Genomic DNA, 19413 nt, shown 5'->3' with positions numbered 1-19413 from the left:
CCGTCCGTCCCGCCCCCTCGGCGCCTCCGCCGGGGAGGGCGACGGTCGGCTGTGCACCGTCCGAGGGGCACGGTGCGGGGAGGCGGCCCCCAAACACCGAATTGGTTGGCATGTTCAGTGCGATCGCGGTCAAACGGATCCCAAGGGGACGAGAGACCGCCCGGAACGAGGGCGGGTGCAACTGAAGGCCTCACGGAACGGAAGATCAAGCAATGGCAACATCATCGGTGTCACTGGCCGCTGTGGACTTCGGCAGCGGAGTGTCGGACGCCTGGCGGTCGGTGGCGACGTTCGTGCCCAGGTTCGCCGCCTTCCTGGTCGTCCTGCTCGTCGGCTGGATGGTCGCCAAGCTGCTGGCCAAGGCCGTCAACGCGATCCTCGAACGGGTCGGGTTCGACAAGGCGGTCGAGCGCGGCGGCGTCGCGAAAGCGATGGAGCGCACCAAGTACGACGCCTCGGACATCATCGCCAAGCTGATCTACTACGCGGTCCTGCTGATCACCCTTCAGGTCGCGTTCTCCGTGTTCGGGCCCAACCCGATCAGCGACCTCCTCCGGGGCGTGGTGGCCTGGCTGCCGCAGGTCGCGGTGGCCATCGTGATCGTGGTCGTCGCCACGGCGATCGCCGCCGGGGTCAGGGACCTGATCCGCGGTGCGCTGGGCGGCCTGTCCTACGGCAACCTGCTCGCCACGATCGCCTCGGTGTTCATCGTCGCCCTCGGTGTGATCGCCGCGCTGAACCAGATCGGCATCGCCGTGAGCGTGACCATGCCGGTCCTGATCACCGTGCTGGCCACCGTCGGCGGCATCCTCGTCGTCGGCGTCGGCGGCGGCATGGTCAAGCCGATGCAGCAGCGCTGGGACCGCTGGCTGACCAGCGCCGAGCAGCAGACCGGCACGGCTCGCGGCCAGATGGAGGCCTACCGGCGCGGCCGCCAGGACGCCCTCGACGCCACCCGGACCCAGCACGCCCCCGCCCAGCACATCGGTGCCGCCGCCCCCGCCCAGCAGCCCGGCGGCCGGCCGGGAGGCGCCTACAGCCCCGGCACCACCCCCCAGCCCGGCAACCCGCAGGACTACACCGGCGGCGGACGGGGCTACACCGGCGGCCAGCAGCCCCCGGCCCAGTACTGAACAACCGCACCACCCCACCCGTGCCGGGGCCCGGCCACGCGAAGCGGCCGGGCCCCGGCGCTGCCGTCGCGCCGCGCGCGGACGGCGCGCGGACACGCGTACAAGGCGGCGTGTACGTGCCGTGGAACGTGACCGGCCGGGCGGTGAGCGGTTGACGGGGCAGACGGTTACGAACGGGGAGGTAGCAGGTGGTGCAGAACAGCGACTTGGGCTCGGCGACGCTCAAGTACTTCGGCAGCCAACTGAAGCTGTTCCGGCAGCGGGCCGGCCTGACGCGCGAACAACTGGGCGCACAGGTCGGCTACTCGGAGGCGATGGTCGCCGCGATCGAGCAGGGCCGGCGTTTTCCGCAACAGGAGCTGATCGACCGGGCGGACGAGGCACTGGACGCGGGAGGGGTGCTGAAGGCGGGCGGACCGTACCTGGTCCGCTGCCGCTACCCGACCTGGTTCCACGAATTCGCCCTGCTGGAGGCGGACGCGGTGAGCCTGTGCTCGTACGAGGCCCATGTGATGCCGGGGCTGCTGCAGACCGAGGAGTACGCGAGAGCGGTGATCTCGGCCGCCTGCCCGCCGCTGGAGGAGGAGGAGATCGAACAGCAGGTGAGCGCCCGGCTCGACCGCCAGCGCCTCCTGGAACGCAGGCCGCTCCCCGTACTCGGGTTCGTGATCGAGGAAGTGGTCCTGCGCCGTCCCCTCGGCGGCCGGGCGGTACTGCGGGAACAGCTTCGAAGGCTGCACGAGTGCGCGAACATGCGCCATGTCTCTGTGCAGATCATGCCGACGATGCAGGAAGTGCACACGGGGCTGGACGGTCCGATGGTTCTCCTGGAGACGCCGGAGCGCCGCACCCTGGCCTACGTGGAGGGACAGAACGGTAGTTTCCTCGTCTCCGATCCGAATAACGTCGGCGCGCTCGCGCTGCGGTATGGAACACTCCGCGCACAGGCTCTCAGTCCTGGAGAGTCGGCGAACCTCATCGAGCAGGTTGCGGGAGAGCTATGAGCACCGAGCAGATCATGGACGACGCCGCCGGTCTGGCCTGGTTCAAGAGCAGCTACAGCGGCAATCAGGGCGGCAACTGCGTGGAGGTCGCGGCCGGTTCCGGAGCGGTGCACGTGCGCGACTCGAAGGACCGGGACGGCGGCTCGCTCGCCTTCACGCCCGAGGCGTGGGCCGCCTTCGTCGGCTTCGCGGCCGCCCGGCCGCTCACCGGCTGAGCGACGGACGACGGCGCCCCGCCACCGGCATCCGGCCGGCGGCGGGGCGCCGCGTCGTGCGCGGCCCGCGGGCGCCGCGGGAACGGGAGGCGGTGCTGCGGGGCGGACCTCGACGGCGGGTCCGCCGGGGCGCGTCGCGCTGAGGGCCGTCCCGCGACCGGCGTCGTCCCGTCCCGGTGCGTCGTCGGCCGGTGCCGTCGGGAGAGGGCGAGTGCTGGGCGGCGAAACCAGGTCGACGCAGGTCGGTGCGGTACTCGATCATGCGTTCATGCCCCTGGGAGAAACCCTTGCCCGAGTCGACGCAGACCTGGCCGCCGGCCGGGTCCCCGTCGCGCGCCAGCGCCTGCGCGGCCTCGTCTCGTCCTTCCCGCACGACCTGACGCTCCGCCGCCGTCTGGCCGAGGTGTACCGGCTCTACGGCGATGCCGCCGAGGCCGGCCGCTGGATGTACCTCGAAGAGGACCGGGACGCCGACGAGACCGCCGCCTTCGAGGCGCGGTACGGGTCCCCCGGGCGGCGGATGAGGGCCCTCGCCTGGCGCGGCCCCGAGATGAGGGCTGCCACTGCTTTTGCGGAGGGGCAGCTGGTCGCGGTGCGGACCGCCTGCACCGAGGAGTTGGGGCACCCCGTCGACTGGGACGACCCCGCCTCCTACCGGGAGGGTCCGGGGAAGGAGTACGAGGCGCCCGCCGAACCGTGGACGGTCGGCGGTGTGCTGGCGGGGGCCGGCTGCCTGGTGGCGGTCCTTGCGTTCCTCGCGGTCTGGGTGAACGGCCTCGTTGCCCTCTTCGACTGACCCAGGTCACCGGAGCCCGTGGGGAACTCCGGTCCGGCGGGTGGACCGGCCTGTGCCGGGTGGCCGCGGTCGGTCCGTGCCACCGGGGCGTGCGGAGACGTCGTTGAAGATTGGACGCAACGTCTGAATACCGCCGGAACCGCAGGGTGTTCCGGTCTTGAATCGAACGTGTCCAAGACCGGAGGAAGGGACTCTGCGGAGATGGCGATGAACGGTGCGAAGGCGCTCGACGGCAAGGTGGCGCTGGTGACCGGCGGCAGCCGGGGGATCGGGGCGGCGGTCGCGCTGCGGCTGGCCCAGGACGGCGCGGACGTGGCGCTGACCCACCGGGGCTCGGCCGGCCCGGCCGAGGAGGTGGTCGCCAGGATCACCGCGACGGGGCGGAAGGGCTGGGCCGTCCGCGCGGACAGCGCCGACCCGGAGGAGGTGCGCGGCGCGGTGGCGGCGGTCGTCGAGCGGTTCGGACGGCTGGACGTCCTGGTGAACAACGCGGGTGTCGGCGCAGTCGGACCGGTGGAGGCGGTGGCACTCGGCCAGGTCGACCAGGTGCTGGCGGTGAACGTCCGCGCGCCCTACCTCTACGCCCAGGCGGCGGTGGAGCACATGGCCGAAGGCGGACGGATCGTGAGCATCGGCAGCTGCCTCGCGCAGCGCGTGCCCTTCCCCGGGAGCGCGCTCTACGCGACCAGCAAGGCCGCGCTGACCGGCCTCACCAAGGGCATGGCCCGGGAGCTCGGCCCGCGCGGGATCACCGTCAACCTGGTCCACCCGGGACCGACCGACACCGACATGAACCCCGGCGACGGCGAATCCGCCGACTTCCAGCGCGGCTTCACCGCGCTCGGCCGCTACGGCACGGCGGCGGAGGTCGCGGACGCCGTCTCGTACCTGGTCGGCGACAGCGCCCGGTACGTCACGGGCGCGGAGCTGGCGGTGGACGGCGGCTTCGCGGCCTGAGCCGGCACGGTCCGACGCAGGCCGGGCAGGCCGGGCAGGCCGGGCAGGCCGGGCAGGCCGGGCAGGCCGGGCAGGCCGGGCAGGCCGGGCAGGCAGGGCGGGCCTCAGGGGCCGTCGGCCGTCACCTGGTCCTCGGCGGGCAGCCGGAGCGTGCGCGCGCCGCCCCGGCCCTCCACGACGAGCGACGGCCGGTGGTCGGCGGGCGGGGCGAAGGCGCGGTCCACGGTGATGCGGCCCCTGCTGCCCCACCGTTCGTAGTACGAGCGGTAGGCGTGGCCCATGCCGAAGGTGAGGTGCGCGTGCCCCGTCGGCGCGGCGCAGCAGCGCGGCGCCCGCGTCCTCCGCCCGGCGCCCGGCGCCCGGCGCCCGGGACCCCGGGAGAGCACCGCGCCCGCCACGGCCAGGTCCGTGCCCAGCAGGTGCACCGCGGCCCGCACCGGGTACAGGCCGATGCCCGCGAGCTCCCCCACCGTCGCGGTGGGGGTGGAGAACGTCCGCGGGTCCGGCGTGCACGGCAGGGGCGCCGGCTTCTTCGTCCGACCTCCGGGAAACGGGCATCGGAACGCTGCAGGCAGCCGCAGCGCTCGCATTCTCCCGACGTGCCCTCGAAGGGCGGTCGACAACGGCGGCACCCGCCGCGCCCGCTTCAAGCCATCATCGAGCGGCTCCTCGGCGCCGCGCGCCGTGCATGAGGGATCATCGGCGGGCGGTGCACCCGCATCCGCCGGTGCCGGGTGGGCGGCAGCGGTCCGGAATCAGGGAGAGAGTTGGAACGCATGGTGTGGATGACGCCGGAGCAGGCGGCGCCGCTGGCGCGGTGCGCGGCCGTGTTCGAACCGGGTGATCCGGCCCGCACGGGCCGGATCGCCTTCTGGGACCCGGCCGGCGACGCACCGCCGGAGGCGCCGGGCGGCGAGCCCGGCGAGGCGGAGCTGGTGGTCCGGGACGGCGAGGACGTGGCCCTGCGGACCCTGCCCGTGCTGCGCCTGCCCCTCGCGCACGCGCTGCCCGCGCTGGCGCTGGCCCGCCGCGCGGCCGGGGACGGCGCCGGCGGCAGCGACGCCGACGCCGACGCCGACGCCGACGCCGACGCCGACGGCGGCGACGGCGTGCGGCCGCATCCCGCCGCCGCGTTCTGGGGCGGGGCGCTCGCCCTCGCACTGCACGTGACGGCCCGCGAGCGGCTGCTGCCCGGGGTCTCCCCGGGCGGGTACGACACCTGGCGCGCCGGACCGTTCGACGCCTCCGACATCGCCCGCTTACGGGAACTGGCCGACGCGGCCCCCGCCGAGGCGATCGCCGTGCCCGGCACGGACCCCGCCGAACTGGTACGCGCCTTCCTCGACGCGGTCGCCGACACGCTGCCGCGCACCCCGGCTGCGCAGGCCGCCACCGGCCGGGCCGCGTTCTCCGCGACCGAACCCCAGCACGTGCCGCAACTGCGCGCCTGGGCCGAGGAGATCTCCGCCGGACTCGACTCCGGGCTGCGGATGTCCCTGCGCGTCGAACTCACCGGCACGGCACCGGACGCCCCGCCCGTGCCGCGCCTGGTGCCGCGCGCCCACAGCCTGGCCGACCCCACCCTCGCCCTGGACGCGGACGAGCTGTTCGTCCGCGCCGACCATGCGCTCGGGCCGCGCGCCCAGGCCGACATGGTGCTCGCCGTGCGCCGCGCCGCCGGCGTCTGGGAGCCGCTGGAGCGCCTGCTGCCCGTGCCGGGCGCCATCGACCTCACCGGCCGGGAACTGCAGGAACTGCTCGGCGGGGCGGCGGGCCGGCTGGCCGGGCACGGCATCGACGTCACCTGGCCCGAGGAGGCCGCCGGGGCGCTCACGGCCCGCGCGGTGGTCGGCGCCGACCGGGTGCCGCCCGCCGACCTGCGCTCGTTCTTCGGCGGCGACGGCACCGTCGACCTGCGCTGGCGCATCGAGCTCGACGGCGAGCCGCTCACCGAGGACGAGGCGGCGGCAGTCGGCGAGGGCCGGGCCGTCGTGCGCCTGAAGGACCGCTGGCTCCTGGTCGGCGCCGAGACCGCCGGCAGGGCCCGCGAGCGGCAACTGCCGCCGCTCACCGCCGTCGAGGCGCTCGCCGTCGCCCTCACCGGCCACACCGAGATCGGCGGGGAGCGGGTGCGGGTCGCGCCCAGCGAGTGGCTGCTCGCCCTGCGCCACCGGCTCGCCGACCCCGACGGCGGCGGCGAACCGGTGGAGCAGCCCACCGCGCTCACCGCCACCCTGCGCGACTACCAGCTGCGCGGGCTGCGCTGGATGGACCGCATGACCTCGCTGGGCCTCGGCGGCTGCCTCGCCGACGACATGGGCCTCGGCAAGACGATCCAGCTGATCTCCCTGCACCTGCTGCGCCAGGAGAACGAGGAGGACCGCGGCCCCACCCTCGTGGTCTGCCCGGCCTCCCTGCTCGGCAACTGGGAGCGCGAGGTGGGCCGGTTCGCGCCGGGCACCCCCGTCCACCGCTACCACGGCCCGGGCCGCACCCTCGCCGGCGCCGACGAGGGCTTCGTGCTGACCACGTACAGCACCATGCGGCTGGATGCCGGGCAGCTCGGCGCGCACCCCTGGAGCCTGGTGGTGGCCGACGAGGCCCAGCACGTCAAGAACCCGCACTCCTCCACCGCCAAGGCGCTGCGGCTCATCGGCGCCCGCGCCCGCATCGCGCTCACCGGCACCCCGGTCGAGAACAACCTCTCCGAACTGTGGGCGGTCCTCGACTGGACCACGCCCGGACTGCTCGGCACCCACGGCCGGTTCCGCAAGCGCTGGGTCGCCCCAATCGAGGCCGAGCGCGCCCTGGCCGCGGAGGGGGAGCAGGAGCAGCACACCGCCCGGCTCCTCGCCGACCTGGTCCGGCCGTTCCTGCTGCGCCGCCGCAAGACCGACCCGGGCATCGCACCCGAACTGCCGCCCAAGACCGAGACCGACCGGCCGGTCGCGCTCACCGCCGAGCAGGAGGCCCTGTACCGCAAGCAGGTCGAGCAGGTGATGGGCGAGATCCGCGACGGCGCCGGCGGCATCGCCCGCAGCGGCCTGGTACTGAAACTGCTCACCGGCCTGAAGCAGATCTGCAACCACCCCGCGCAGTTCCTCAAGGAGGAGGACGCGCCGCTCGCGGGCCGCTCCGGGAAGCTGGAGCTGTTCGACGAACTCATCGGCACCATCACCGCCGAGGGCGGCGCGGCCCTGGTGTTCACCCAGTACGTCACGATGGCCCGGCTCCTGGAGCGCCACCTGCGCGAGCGCGGCACCCCCGCCCTGCTGCTCCACGGCGGGACGCCGGTGGCGAAGCGGGAGGAGATGGTGCGGCGCTTCCAGGACGGCGGGTTCCCGGTCTTCCTGCTGTCGCTGAAGGCGGCCGGCACCGGCCTGAACCTGACCCGCGCCGACCACGTCGTGCACTACGACCGCTGGTGGAACCCGGCAGTGGAGGCCCAGGCCACCGACCGCGCCTACCGCATCGGCCAGACCAAGCCCGTGCAGGTGCACCGGATGATCACCGAGGGCACCGTCGAGGACCGCATCGCCGCCCTGCTGGAGGCCAAGAAGGAACTCGCCGACGCCGTCCTCGGCTCCGGCGAGCAGGCCCTGACGGAGCTGACCAACGACGAGCTGGCCAACCTGGTGGAACTGAGGAGCACGGTATGAGCGGGGCACAGGAGAGCGGCGCGCGGGGCTTCCCCGCCTTCGCGGCACGCCGGGGCGGCCGGGCCCGCGGCCAGTCGTTCTGGGCCAGGGCGTGGGTGGCGGCCGCGGAGGACGTCTGGCCGGAGGAGGAGCCGCTGAAGAAGGGGCGGTCCTTCGCCCGCACCGGCCGGATCGGCCCGATCACGGTCAGCCCGGGACGGGTCGCCGCCGAGGTGTACGGCGGCGAGGAGACGTGCACGACCGTGCTGACGCTCCAGGAACTCGACGCCGACGAGTGGGACCTCCTCTGGGAGAAGACCGCCGACCGGCCCGCCGAGACCGAGGCGCTGCTGGCCGGGGAACTCCCCGAGGACCTGCTGGAGGCGGTCGAGGACGCCCGGGTGCGGATGCTGCCCGGCTACGGCGACCTCGACGCGCACTGCGACTGCGACGCCTTCGACCACCCCTGCCCGCACGCCACCGCGTTGAGCTACCAGCTGTCCTGGCTGCTCGACGAGGACCCGTGGCTGCTGCTGCTGATCCGCGGCAGGGCCCCCGAGGAGGCGGTGGAGGAACTCAAGTCGGCCCTGCTGCTGCGGGCGCTGACCGGCGACGACGAGGAGGACGAGGAGGACTGGGAGGAAGAGACCGGAGAGACCGGGGAGGGGAGGGACGGGACGGGGGAGGGCGCCGGATCCTTCGAGCTCCAGCGCGAGGCGTACGCCCGCCCCGCCGTCCCGCTGCCCGCCCTGCCGCCGCTGCCCGAGCCGCCCGCCGCCCCCGACGAGCCACTCACCGGGATCGAGGCCGACCCGCTGGACCGGCTCGCCGCCGACGCGGCCGTGCACGCCCGTGAACTCCTCGCCCACCTGCACGGGTTCGGCGCCGAGCCGCCGGCGCCGCTCGACGAGTGGCAGGACACCGTGCGCCTGGCGGCCACCCACCCCGACCCGCGCGTCACGGCCCGGCTGCGCGAGAGCTGCGGCCGGCCCGGCGAGCTGGACCGGGCCGCCGCGGCGTGGCGCACCGGGGGCCGGGCCGCACTGGAGGTCCTGGAGCGGCCCTGGACACCCGCCGACCAGCAGATCGCGCAGGCCCGCACCGCGATGGCCGCGGGCTGGGACGACGAGGAACTGCCCCCGATCACGGTCGACGGCAACCACTGGACGCTGACCGGCCGCGGCCTCCAGCTGCGCCAGGGCCGCGACGGCCGCTGGTACCCCTACCGGGAGCGGGAGGGCGCCTGGTGGCCCGCCGGCACCCCGTCCACCGACCCCGCCGAGGCACTCGCCGAACTCGCCGAACTCGCCGACGCCGGTGACACGGGCGGTACCGGCGGCGCGGACGGTGCGGACGGCACGTCGGGAGCCGCCTGAAAGCGGGGCCGGTGGCCCGGCGGCGGCCCGGCGGCGGGCAAACCGACCCGCCGTCGGGCCGCCGCGCGCCCGGTACCCTCGACCGGGTGCGCACAGTCCAGCGGATCACCACCCGCAACGCCCGCTTCCAGCAGTGGCAGTCCCTCCTCACCAACCGCACCAAGCGGCAGCGGTCCGGGGAGTTCCTGGTCCAGGGCGTCCGCCCGGTCACGCTCGCCGTCGAGCACGGCTGGCCGGTCCGCGCCCTGCTTCACCCGGCGGGCCGCCGGCTCTCCGGCTGGGCGCGCGACCTGCTGGCGTCCGACGTCCCGGGCGACCGCGTCGAGATGGACCCGGCCCTCCTCGCCGAGCTGAGCGAACGCGAGGAGGGCGACGCCGAGCTGATCGCCGTCGTCGCCCTGCCGCCGGACGATCTGGCCCGCATCCCCCTGGAGCCGGAGACCCCGTTCCTGGGCGTCCTGTTCGACCGTCCCACCAGCCCCGGCAACATCGGCTCGCTGCTCCGCTCGGCCGACGCGTTCGGTGCCCACGGGTTGATCGTCACCGGGCACGCCGCGGACGTCTACGACCCCAAGTCGGTGCGCGCGAGCACCGGTTCCCTCTTCTCCCTCCCCGCAGTCCGCGTCGCGGCCCCCGACCGGGTCCTCGCCTGGCTGGAGGGCAGCGGCGTCACCGTCGTCGGCACCGACGAGCACGGCGACACCGCCCTCGACGCCGCCGACCTGACCGGCCCCGTGCTCCTGCTGATCGGCAACGAGACCACCGGCCTCAGCAACGCCTGGCGCAGCCGCTGCGACCGCACCGTCCGCATCCCCATGCACGGCGCCGCCAGCTCCCTCAACGCCGCCAACGCCGGCACGGCCGTCCTCTACGAGGCGGCACGGCAGCGGCGGGCGGCGGGCGGCCGCTGAACCGGCCCCCCACAAGGCCCCCCCGCACGGCCCCTCCGCACGGCTCGTCGTGCTCTCCTCCTGGTCCGTGCTCGACACCTCCGGCGGCGACCACAGCGGGTGAGTACCACCGCACGGTGGAGCAGGCCGTGGAGGAGTCCGGTATCGACTTCACCTTCGTGCGCCCGGCCGAGTTCGCCGCCGACGTCCTGTGGAAGCGGGGCCGGGCCGAGGCACGCCACTCGGCGCGGACGGAGCGGACGGCCCGCGCGGGGGCAGCGCGCCGTGAAGCGGTTCCGGGCCGGCCCCGTGCGGGAGGCGCCGCAGGGCCAGGGCAGGGCCGGTGCGAGACTGGGGCCGGGCCGGAGTGCCCATCATGGCCCCGCGTCAGCCTCCGACGGCAGGGGTTGCGGGCAGGTTCGGGCCGGTCGGTCGCCCGACAGGGCCACAGGTCCCTGGTGCCGCCTCCCGCCCCGGGACCTGTGGATGGGCCGTCAAGCCCGGGCCCTTGGTCCCGAGGGACCGTGCGTCATTGTGTGCGCGGGAACGCGCCCGCCGCGACCCCGGCCCCGACCCACGAGGCCGATCCCCTTGACCCGCAGCCGCGGGGCGCTCCGGGCGCCGAGGCAGCAGGAGGAACGGATCGCGATGACGACATCCATGGAACGACCGTCGGCCGCGGTCGGCCCGGAGCCGGCGGCTCCGGCACGGCCGGACGGCCCGGTGCGCGGCCGCAAGGCCCCGGGCAACGCGGTGGTGGCCTGGCTGACCACCACCGACCACAAGAAGATCGGGTCGATGTACCTGGTCACCTCCTTCGCGTTCTTCTGCATCGGAGGTGTGCTGGCGCTGGTGCTGCGGGCGGAACTGGCCCGCCCGGGCATGCAGATGCTGTCGAACGAGCAGTTCAACCAGGCGTTCACCATGCACGGCGGCATCATGCTGCTGATGTTCGCCACCCCGCTGTTCGCCGGCTTCGCCAACTGGATCGTGCCGCTGCAGATCGGCGCCCCGGACGTGGCGTTCCCGCGGCTGAACATGTTCGCCTACTGGCTGTTCCTGTTCGGCTCGCTCATCGCGGCCGCCAGCTTCCTCACCCCGCAGGGCCCGCCGGACTTCGGCTGGACCAGCTACACCCCGCTGTCGGACGCCGTCCACACCCCGACCCTGGGCGCCGACCTGTGGATCATGGGCATCGGCCTGTCCGGCTTCGGCACCATCCTCGGCGCGGTCAACTTCATCACCACCATCCTGTGCATGCGCGCCCCGGGCATGACGATGTTCCGGATGTCGGTGTTCACCTGGAACGTACTGCTGACCAGCGTGCTGATCCTGCTGATCTTCCCGATCCTGGCCGCCGCGATGTTCGCCCTCGAGTACGACCGCAAGTTCGGCGGGCACATCTTCGACTCCGCCAACGGCGGGGCGCTGCTGTGGCAGCACCTGTTCTGGTTCTTCGGCCACCCCGAGGTCTACGTGCTCGCGCTGCCGTTCTTCGGCGTCATCAGCGAGGTCGTGCCCGTCTTCTCCCGCAAGCCGATGTTCGGCTACATCGGCCTGATCGGCGCCACCCTGACCATCACCGGCCTGTCGATGTCGGTGTGGGCGCACCACATGTTCACCACCGGCGGGGTCCTGCTGCCGTTCTTCTCCTTCCTGTCCCTGCTCATCGCGGTGCCCACGGGAGTGAAGTTCTTCAACTGGATCGGCACCATGTGGCGCGGCTCGCTGTCCTTCGAGACCCCGATGCTGTGGGCGGTCGGCTTCATGGCCACGTTCCTCTTCGGCGGCCTGACCGGCATCATGCTGGCCTCCCCGCCGATGGACTTCCACGTCCACGACACCTACTTCGTGGTCGCCCACTTCCACTACGTGCTCTTCGGCACCGTCGTCTTCGCCATGTTCGCCGGATTCCACTTCTGGTGGCCCAAGTTCACCGGCAAGATGCTCGACGAGCGCCTGGGCAAGATCACCTTCTGGACCCTGTTCGCCGGCTTCCACGCCACCTTCCTCGTCCAGCACTGGCTCGGCGTCGAGGGCATGCCCCGCCGCTACGCCGACTACCTGACCGCCGACGGCTTCACCCTGCTCAACACCATCTCCACCATGGGCTCGTTCCTCCTCGGCCTGTCCTTCCTGCCGTTCTTCTACAACGTGTGGAAGACCGCCAAGTACGCGCCCAAGGTCGAGGTCGACGACCCCTGGGGCTTCGGCCGCTCGCTGGAGTGGGCCACCTCCTGCCCGCCCCCGCGGCACAACTTCACCCGCCTGCCGCGCATCCGCTCCGAATCCCCGGCGTTCGACCTGCACCACCCCGACATCGCCGCCCTGGACGGGGTCGACGGCCACACAGCCCGCGAGGTGCCGGCCGCACCCGCGACCGACACCGCCCGCTGACCGGCGCACCGCCCATCCGAGGAGAGGAGTCCGCCATGTCCGCCACCCGACAGGAAGCCTCCGACGGCATCAACCAGCTGGAGGGCTACCTGCTGCTGGAGGCCGAGCGCAGCAGCGCCCGCCACGACGCCGAGGAGTTCGCCGCCCGCATGCCCTGGCTCACCGGCGGCCAGCGCGAGGAGATCGTGCGCCTGTACACCGAGGACCGCCGCCGTCTGACCCGTCAGACCCTGGAGCGCATAGCCGACCGCGCGACCGAGCTGCGCGGCGAGTACAACGAGCGCTACCGGCAGCTGCGCCTGGCCACCTGGTGCACCGCCGCGGCCGTGATCCCGGCCCTCACCACCGTGTTCGTGCTGCTCCTGGCCGGCACCGGCTGAGGGACGCGGCGGACGGACAGGACCGGAGGGGCCGAGCGAGCCTTGTGGCTCGCCCGGCCCCTCCGGTTTCCGCCCTCTCCGACCGCCCGAACCGATACGGCAGCCGGAGCCGCCCCGGTTTCTCGACGCCCGGGAGAAGCACGTGCGTGACAAGCCCCCGGCATCGGCAGCCGGTGAAGGTACCCTCACCCAGGTGAACATCCTCGGAGCCCTGCGGATGGGCGGCACCCGGCTGAAGCCGGTCGGTGCCGACGTCCGCAGGCTGGCGGCACAGGCACTGCCGCCGGGGGAGAACGCTCTCGACAGCCACGGCGTGGTCCCCGGTTGTCACATGCCCGTTCCGCCGAAGAAGCACCGGCCTGCGGTCTTCCAGGGCCGCAACTCGCCCGGCGACTGGCTCGTGCGGGTAGGCCTGCCCGGCGCTGCGCTCCTCTCGGGCGTGAGCCTGAACCCGGCCGACGCTCCCGGCAGGCTGTACGAGGCCTGGCAGGACCGTGAACGGCAGAAGGGCAAGCCCTTCTTCGGGGGATGGGGCAGCACGGCGGGAACCATGGCCGCGGCGCTGGCGCCCGTGGCCTCCACGGGTGTGGCGTGCGTCCTGCTGCTCACCGAACTGCGGCTCCACGTCGTGTACGTCGAGCAGGCCCGTTTCAGCGGCGAGCCGGGCGAGGCCGTGCTCGGCCTGAGTCTGGAACGCGCGCAGGTGACGTGGCTGCGCGACCGACGCGACGTGCGTGCGGGGGAGTTCGAATTCGGCTTCGCCGACGGCTCGTGGACGACCGTCCACTTTCCCGGTGCCGGATGGGGCACCCTGGTCGAGTCCTTCCCCGTCCGCCTGAAGCACACCCAGCCCCACCCGTGAGGGAGTCCGCTCCCACGCGCGGATGCGCCTCCGGAGGCGGCCCCGGCTGCTTCCGGAGGCAAGGTGCATCCTGATGCGCAGGGCGGCCCGGACGCTGCTCCCTTTCCCGTGAGGAGCGGATTCGATGACGGACGCACGGCGGTCTTTCGGCTTCTCCTTCGTTCCGCCCTCCGGGCCTGTCCGGAAGACGTGGGAGGACGAACCCCTCGAGGATCCGGAGGACTACGTCTACCTGGCCATGACGGCCTGCAGCGCCCTCGCGAAGACGGACGCCCGGTTCCGCATCGGAGGGTTCGGAACGCAGGACTGGGGGTTCGACATCGGCTACGACATGTCCTCGTTCGTCGAGGAGCTTCCTGAACTCGTCGAGGGGCTGCGGTCCGGGACTCCCGTGGAGATCTACCTGTACCCGCAGGGAGTGGACCGGACCCTCCTTTTCGAACCGGCGGGCGGCGAGGTCGTCGTGAAGTGCTTCGACCACAGGAATCCGAACTCCCCTCCGAAGGAGGAGGTGCACAGGCGCGAGGACCTGGAGGCCATGGCCGCCGAACTGGCGGTGGAGTTCGCCCGGTCCCTGGAGACGGTGGCTCCCGCCGTCTTCCGCCTCGAGCCGTTCTGCCGCTGGAAGGACGGGGACACGAGCGACACCGATCAGCTCTCCGGGCCTTGCGGAACAGCCGGCCGGTCGGAGCAGGAAACCGGGTGACGGGCTGTCGGGGCGGTGTGGAAGTCTTGGCCCCCGGCGGTGCGACCGGAGGACCGCCGTCCCCCCACACACCGACCGCCAAGACGCGAGGAGTTCGTACGGCCATGCCGGACACGCGTGATCCCCGGGGCAATCCCGGGGCTGCCGGTGGGAACACCGGCTTTCCGCCGCCACCGACCGGGGGAGGCACCGGCCCGTACGGCGGGCAGCAGGCCGGCCCGTACGACGGGCAGCCGGCCGGGCAGTACGGCGGTCAGCAGACCGGGCAGTACGGGGGACACCCCGGCGGTCCGTACGGGGGGCAGCCCGGCGGTCCGTACCCCGGCCCGTACCCCGGGCAGCAGGCGGGGCCGTACGGCACCCCGCCGCCCTTCCAGCCGCAGCCGCTGCCGCGCATGGACCCCCTGGCGATCGTGGCGCTGGTGATGTCGTTCCTCGTCGGCCTGACACCGATCGCGCTCGTCCTGGGCATCGTCGCGCTCGTCCGGATCTCCCGCAGCGGGCAGCGCGGCAAGGGGCAGGCCGTGGCGGCCGTGGCGATATCGAGCGCGGTCGTCCTGCTGGCGACCGTGGGCCTCACCGTCGCCGCCCTCTCCGAGCCGGAGCGGGGGGAGGACGGCAGGGTCGACGAGGCGACCTCCGCCTCGGTCTTCGACATCCGCAAGGGGGACTGCTTCAACGGCCGTGCCGCCGGCCGGATCGACGACGCGGACGGCAGGCAGTCGGAGCTCCGTGTCGGGCTCGTCCCCTGCGACGAGCCGCACGACGGCGAGGCGTACGCGACCTTCGACATCGAGGGCCACTCCTCCTTCCCCGGGATGGAGGAGGTCCAGAAGATCGCGGACGACCGCTGCATGAAACTGGTCAGCGGCTACATGATGGACACCTGGTCCTACGCGGACGACGTCGACGTGGCCTACTACCACCCGGAGAGCACGAGCTGGGCGAGGGGCGACCGCGAGGTCCTGTGCTTCCTCAGCAGCTCCGGGGACAGGCTCGAGGGCTCGCTGCGCCAGGACGGGACGACCCTCACCGACGAGCAGACCGCCTACCTCGAGGCCGTCAAGCCCCTCTACGACGTCCAGCTGGCCACCCCGGAGGCCGAGCCCGAGGACGACCTCACCGCCAACACCGAGTGGGCCGCGCGCGCGGCGAAGGCCCAGGCCGACGCGGTGCGCGACCTGAAGGCCGACGACTGGTCGCCGGAGGCCGGCAAGCAGGTGACGGAGCTCGTCGCCGAACTGGAGAAGGGCCTGCCCGGCTGGCAGGGGGCCGGCAGGGCCACCACCGCCGACGACTTCTACCTCTCCTACGGGACCGCCTACGACCACTCCGGCCAGAAGCAGGCGCAGAAGGTGCGCGAGGCGCTCGACCTCGCCACCGACATGGAGGACGCCCCCGCACTCTGACGGGTCGCAGCCGCGGGACACGGCGGGCCGGACGGCCGGCGGTGCCGGGACGGCAGGCCGTGCGTCGCCGTGTGCACACCGGCGGGCAGGGCGGGGGGACTGCGGCCCCCCGCCCCCGAGCTGATCATGATCGTCCGAACAACTGCGAACCGAGCGGGTGTTGCCGGTTGAAGCCGGGGAGGATCAGGAATGTCGCGCCGGCGGTCGTGGTGGTGAAGGGCAGCAGCGCGTCGGAGGCGTCCATGTGGGTGAGGGTGGCGGTGAAGGTCCGCAGATCGTTCTGGAAGCTGATGAAGAGCAGGCCGGGGGCGGGCTCGTCGGTGCTGTAGGAGCGGCGGAGCATGTGCCCGACCCCGACCACGGTGGAGTGCGCCCTGCGCACGTGGGCGTCCGCGGGGACGAGATAGCGTCCGTCCGGTGTCTTGGCCCCGAGTTCCGGGCCCGATGCGGCGGTGCCGCCCGAGAGGGGGACGCCGCTGGCCCGGCGCCGTCCGAGGACCGCTTCCTGTTCGGCCACGGGCAGGGCGGCGAACCGCGGCAGGTCGAGTTCCATGCGCCGCACTACGGCGAGGGTGCCGCCGGCGACCGCAGGGGGCCCCGCCAGCCACAGGTCGCGTTGTTGTTCGGCGGTCGTGTGCGGGCCCACGATGCCGTCGATGAAGCCGAGCGGGTTGCGCGGCGCGGTGAGGCCGTTGCCGACGGACACGTTCGTACCGCGGCGTGCGGACTGGCGCCAGCGTTCGCGGACGCGGTCGCCGGCCTGGTCCAGGAGCGCGGCGGCGACGACCGGCGGGAGCAGCGCGTCGCCGGCGCAGATCTGTATCAGCAGGTCGCCGCCGCGTGCTTGCGGGGCGATCCGCTCGCGGGAGAATCGCGGGAGGTCGGCCGTGCCGGGCAGCGAGGCCCCGGCCGTGCGCACCAGCCGGGGGCCCACGCCGACGGTCACGGTGAGGTCGCCCGGCGGCAGTCCCAGCAGCCGCGTGTCGGTCCCCGCCGTGAGTGAGAGGACGGCCCTGCCGAGTTCGGCCAGCAACGGGCCGGGAGCCACGGAGGCACCGAGGTCGGCCACCACGGCGAGCAGGTTGGGCTGGGCCGGCCGGGGGAGCACGATGCCCGCCTGGTGACGGCCCGTCGCCGGAACCGGCGTCGGCGTGGCCTTCGGGGCAGGGGCGTGCCGGTCCGGCCGGACCGAGCCCGATGCGCACCCGGCGGCCGCCACGGCGCCGGCGGCATTGAGGAACATGCGGCGTGACGGGTGGTGATCGGCTCGACGCATGGGGTGCAGAATGCCACACCCGAATCGTGCGTGCCCGTCAATCTTGTGATGTTGGTGGGGAATTGGGCGGCGTGCCAGACTGGGCCCATGCCTCGATCAACTCTTCGCGCGGTGGCGGCGTTAGCGGGCACGCTGACACTGGTGGCAGGCTGCGGCGGCGACGGTGGCGGCGACGGCGGCGGAGGATCGGGCAAGGGCCGGCGTCCGGCCGGTGCGCACGTGACGATCGAAGTACCTGCGGACGCCCCGACGATCTCGGACGCGGTGTCCTTGGCGCGGCCCGGTGACCTGGTGCTGGTCGCGCCGGGCGTGTACCACGAGTCGGTGAGGATCGACACGGCGCGCATCACCCTTCGCGGTTCGTCCCGGGAGAAGGTCGTCGTCGACGGGCGGTTGCAGCAGCCGAACGGCGTCGTCGTCTCGGCGCCCGGGGTGGCCGTGGAGAACCTGACCGTGCGGAACAACACGCAGAACGGGATCCTGGTCACCGGTTCGGCGAAGGCGGCAGCCGGCCTGCCGGGGGGAAGCGGCGGCTACGACACCGGCGACGAGCCCGTCACCTTCCTGAAGTCGTTCCTGGTCTCCCACGTGACCGCGACCCGCAACGGCCTGTACGGCATCTACGCGTTCTCCGCCCGGAACGGTGTCATCGAGCACTCGTACGCGTCGGGCAGCGCCGACTCGGGGATCTATGTCGGCCAGTGCAAGCCCTGCAACATCGTGGTGCGGGACAACGTCGCCGAACTCAACGCGGTCGGTTACGAAGGCACCAACGCCAGCGGGGACATGTACGTGGTCGGCAACCGCCTGGTCGGCAACCGGGTCGGACTCACCACCAACTCGAACCACCAGGAGAAACTGCTCCCGCAGAAGGGCTCCGTCGTCGCGGGCAACCTGATCGCCGCCAACCAGCAGACGGCCACCCCGGAGCAGGCCGACGGCGGGTGGGGCATCGGCGCCGGCATCGACGGCGGAAGCGAAAACCGGTTCGTCCGCAACCGCATCACCGGCAACCGCAACGCCGGACTGGTGATCACCGCGACCTCCGACATACCTCCCGTCGGCAACCGGATCGTGGACAACACGTTCACCGGCAACGGCGTCGACATCGGCTGGACGTTCCCCACCGCCACGCGGGGACGGGGCAACTGCCTGCGGGGCAACGATCTGCGCACCACCGTGCCCGCCCGGCTCGCGACGACCGCGGCCTGCCCGCTCCCGGCAGGGGAGTCCTCGCCGGCCGGCACGTGGGCGGCGCCGACGGCACCCGGCGGTGTCCCGTTCACCGAGGTCGCGGCGCCTGCTCCGCAGCCGCAGTTCCCCGACGCCGCCACGGCGGGCGCCACCGTCGTCCCGCCCGTCCCGGACCTGCCGAGCACGGAGGGCGTCCGGTTGCCGCCGGCGTCCCTGCTCGCCGCGAACGCGCTGGTGCGGACGCCCTGAACAGCGGTCACCGGGCCGGGGCGGTCCCGGGTACCGGCTCGACCGGAACGTACGCGTGGGTGTCGAAGTCGATGACCACCGGCTCCGGCTGCGAATCCACGTCGACGCGGACGCGGTACATGGTGCCGTCGGAGCCGATCCAGTAGCGCACGTTGCCCGCCGTGCCGGAGCGGTCGGGGGAGGACGGTCCGGCCATGACGTCCACCCGGCGCCCGTCCACCTGCTCCCGCCCCCACCAGGCGGCGCCGTTCTGCGGCAGCAGTTCGGCGTTGTCCGGCCGGTCGCCGCCGAGACCGAGCGCGATGGACAGGGAGGTGTCCAGCGCGCTGCCGGACGACAGCAGCGGACGGTCGTACCAGCCCGAACGGGGCGGCGACGCGGGTGCGTGCGCCGGGGCGTCCGCCATCGGACGGATGTGCACCGAGGTGGGCGTCCACCGGATCAGCCCGTCGCCGGATTCGTCGCGCCCGGTGCCGTGCACCACGCCGTAACCGACCTTGCGCCGGTAGTCGACGGACCCGGTGACGGTCAGCCCGCCGGCAGCGCCCGGCACGGTGATCGTCACCGCGCGGCCCTGCGCCTGGTGGTTGCGGAATCGCGTGATCGCCAGCCGGTTCGCCTCGTCCGTCGTCAGCGGGCGCGGACCGCCGGAGCCGCCGTCGACGACCAGGAACGCGGCCACCGCGGCCACAGCGGCCACCGCGACGGCTGCGATGCCGATGCCTGCTGCGGCCCGGCGCGACCGCGGCCGTCGGCGCCGGTCGGCCGGACGTCCCGATGCGGCTTGCCGGTTTCTCACGCTCTGCACGCGGTTCGACGCCGACATTCTCCGATTCTTCCTTTCGTTCACCGCGCCGTCCGGCCGCCGCGGGCTCGCGGCGGCCGGACTGCGGTCCGGTGGCGGACCACGAGGGGGCCGGCCCGCGTGGAC

General features: G+C 73.4%; 17 protein-coding genes. 14 read left to right on the top strand and 3 right to left on the bottom strand.

Annotation, left to right across the window (positions count from 1 at the left end; all coding sequences use genetic code 11):
* The first annotated feature begins 212 nt into the window (after nt 1-212).
* The 5 genes from GQS52_RS04240 to GQS52_RS04220 all read left to right on the top strand — a co-directional run bounded on the left by GQS52_RS04240 (nt 213) and on the right by GQS52_RS04220 (nt 4105).
* Nucleotides 213-1133 (top strand): hypothetical protein, encoded by a 921-nt coding sequence (locus GQS52_RS04240; RefSeq protein WP_182311722.1) that lies wholly within the window; start codon nt 213-215, stop codon nt 1131-1133.
* A 188-nt stretch (nt 1134-1321) separates the two neighbouring features.
* Complete coding sequence (locus tag GQS52_RS04235; protein ID WP_259370569.1) at nt 1322-2137, top strand: helix-turn-helix transcriptional regulator; 816 nt, start codon at nt 1322-1324, stop codon at nt 2135-2137.
* Nucleotides 2134-2352 carry a DUF397 domain-containing protein gene (locus tag GQS52_RS04230; protein ID WP_182311721.1) on the top strand — a complete coding sequence of 73 codons (219 nt, stop codon included), beginning with the start codon at nt 2134-2136 and terminating at the stop codon, nt 2350-2352. Before GQS52_RS04235 ends, GQS52_RS04230 begins: the two co-directional genes overlap by 4 nt.
* A gap of 268 nt (nt 2353-2620) precedes the next feature.
* Nucleotides 2621-3148 carry a DUF6584 family protein gene (locus tag GQS52_RS04225; protein ID WP_182311720.1) on the top strand — a complete coding sequence of 176 codons (528 nt, stop codon included), beginning with the start codon at nt 2621-2623 and terminating at the stop codon, nt 3146-3148.
* Nucleotides 3149-3355: 207 nt separating this feature from the next.
* Nucleotides 3356-4105 (top strand): 3-oxoacyl-ACP reductase family protein, encoded by a 750-nt coding sequence (locus GQS52_RS04220; RefSeq protein WP_182316194.1) that lies wholly within the window; start codon nt 3356-3358, stop codon nt 4103-4105.
* 104 nt (nt 4106-4209) lie between these two features.
* Here the strand turns inward: GQS52_RS04220 and GQS52_RS04215 are convergent, their stop codons facing one another.
* On the bottom strand, nt 4210-4575 hold the full coding sequence (locus tag GQS52_RS04215) for a hypothetical protein (RefSeq protein WP_182311719.1): 366 nt from the start codon (nt 4573-4575) through the stop codon (nt 4210-4212).
* 306 nt (nt 4576-4881) lie between these two features.
* Between GQS52_RS04215 and GQS52_RS04210 the strand changes: the two genes are divergently transcribed.
* The 8 genes from GQS52_RS04210 (at nt 4882) to GQS52_RS04175 (ending at nt 15763) form a co-directional block, all read left to right on the top strand.
* Nucleotides 4882-7764, top strand: coding sequence for a DEAD/DEAH box helicase (locus GQS52_RS04210; protein ID WP_182316193.1), 2883 nt, complete (start codon nt 4882-4884; stop codon nt 7762-7764).
* Nucleotides 7761-9119 carry a hypothetical protein gene (locus tag GQS52_RS04205; RefSeq protein ID WP_259370568.1) on the top strand — a complete coding sequence of 453 codons (1359 nt, stop codon included), beginning with the start codon at nt 7761-7763 and terminating at the stop codon, nt 9117-9119. Before GQS52_RS04210 ends, GQS52_RS04205 begins: the two co-directional genes overlap by 4 nt.
* Before the next feature lie 86 nt (nt 9120-9205).
* Nucleotides 9206-10030 (top strand): TrmH family RNA methyltransferase, encoded by an 825-nt coding sequence (locus tag GQS52_RS04200; protein ID WP_182311718.1) that lies wholly within the window; start codon nt 9206-9208, stop codon nt 10028-10030.
* Nucleotides 10031-10669: 639 nt separating this feature from the next.
* Nucleotides 10670-12406, top strand: a complete 1737-nt coding sequence (gene ctaD / locus GQS52_RS04195; RefSeq protein WP_182316192.1) for a cytochrome c oxidase subunit I — start codon at nt 10670-10672, stop codon at nt 12404-12406.
* Nucleotides 12407-12441: 35 nt separating this feature from the next.
* Nucleotides 12442-12786 (top strand): hypothetical protein, encoded by a 345-nt coding sequence (locus GQS52_RS04190; RefSeq protein ID WP_182311717.1) that lies wholly within the window; start codon nt 12442-12444, stop codon nt 12784-12786.
* Between the two features lie 193 nt (nt 12787-12979).
* Nucleotides 12980-13648 carry a hypothetical protein gene (locus tag GQS52_RS04185; RefSeq protein WP_182311716.1) on the top strand — a complete coding sequence of 223 codons (669 nt, stop codon included), beginning with the start codon at nt 12980-12982 and terminating at the stop codon, nt 13646-13648.
* 124 nt (nt 13649-13772) lie between these two features.
* A complete protein-coding gene (locus tag GQS52_RS04180; protein WP_182311715.1) occupies nt 13773-14354 on the top strand; it encodes a hypothetical protein in 582 nt (193 codons plus the stop codon).
* A gap of 104 nt (nt 14355-14458) precedes the next feature.
* Nucleotides 14459-15763, top strand: a complete 1305-nt coding sequence (locus GQS52_RS04175; RefSeq protein WP_182311714.1) for a DUF4190 domain-containing protein — start codon at nt 14459-14461, stop codon at nt 15761-15763.
* 124 nt (nt 15764-15887) lie between these two features.
* Here the strand turns inward: GQS52_RS04175 and GQS52_RS04170 are convergent, their stop codons facing one another.
* A complete protein-coding gene (locus GQS52_RS04170) occupies nt 15888-17039 on the bottom strand; it encodes a Dyp-type peroxidase (protein WP_182311713.1) in 1152 nt (383 codons plus the stop codon).
* 87 nt (nt 17040-17126) lie between these two features.
* Between GQS52_RS04170 and GQS52_RS04165 the strand changes: the two genes are divergently transcribed.
* A complete protein-coding gene (locus tag GQS52_RS04165; RefSeq protein WP_182311712.1) occupies nt 17127-18482 on the top strand; it encodes a right-handed parallel beta-helix repeat-containing protein in 1356 nt (451 codons plus the stop codon).
* Between the two features lie 7 nt (nt 18483-18489).
* Here GQS52_RS04165 and GQS52_RS04160 read toward each other — a convergent pair whose 3' ends face one another.
* Nucleotides 18490-19164 carry a hypothetical protein gene (locus GQS52_RS04160; RefSeq protein WP_182316191.1) on the bottom strand — a complete coding sequence of 225 codons (675 nt, stop codon included), beginning with the start codon at nt 19162-19164 and terminating at the stop codon, nt 18490-18492.
* Between the last annotated feature and the right edge of the window lie 249 nt (nt 19165-19413).

This window comes from Streptomyces sp. SCUT-3 (assembly GCF_014083985.1).
Lineage (GTDB): Bacteria > Actinomycetota > Actinomycetes > Streptomycetales > Streptomycetaceae > Streptomyces_H > Streptomyces_H thermolineatus.
Note: the sequence above shows the minus strand (reverse complement) of the source record. Positions and strands in the feature narration are given on the sequence as shown.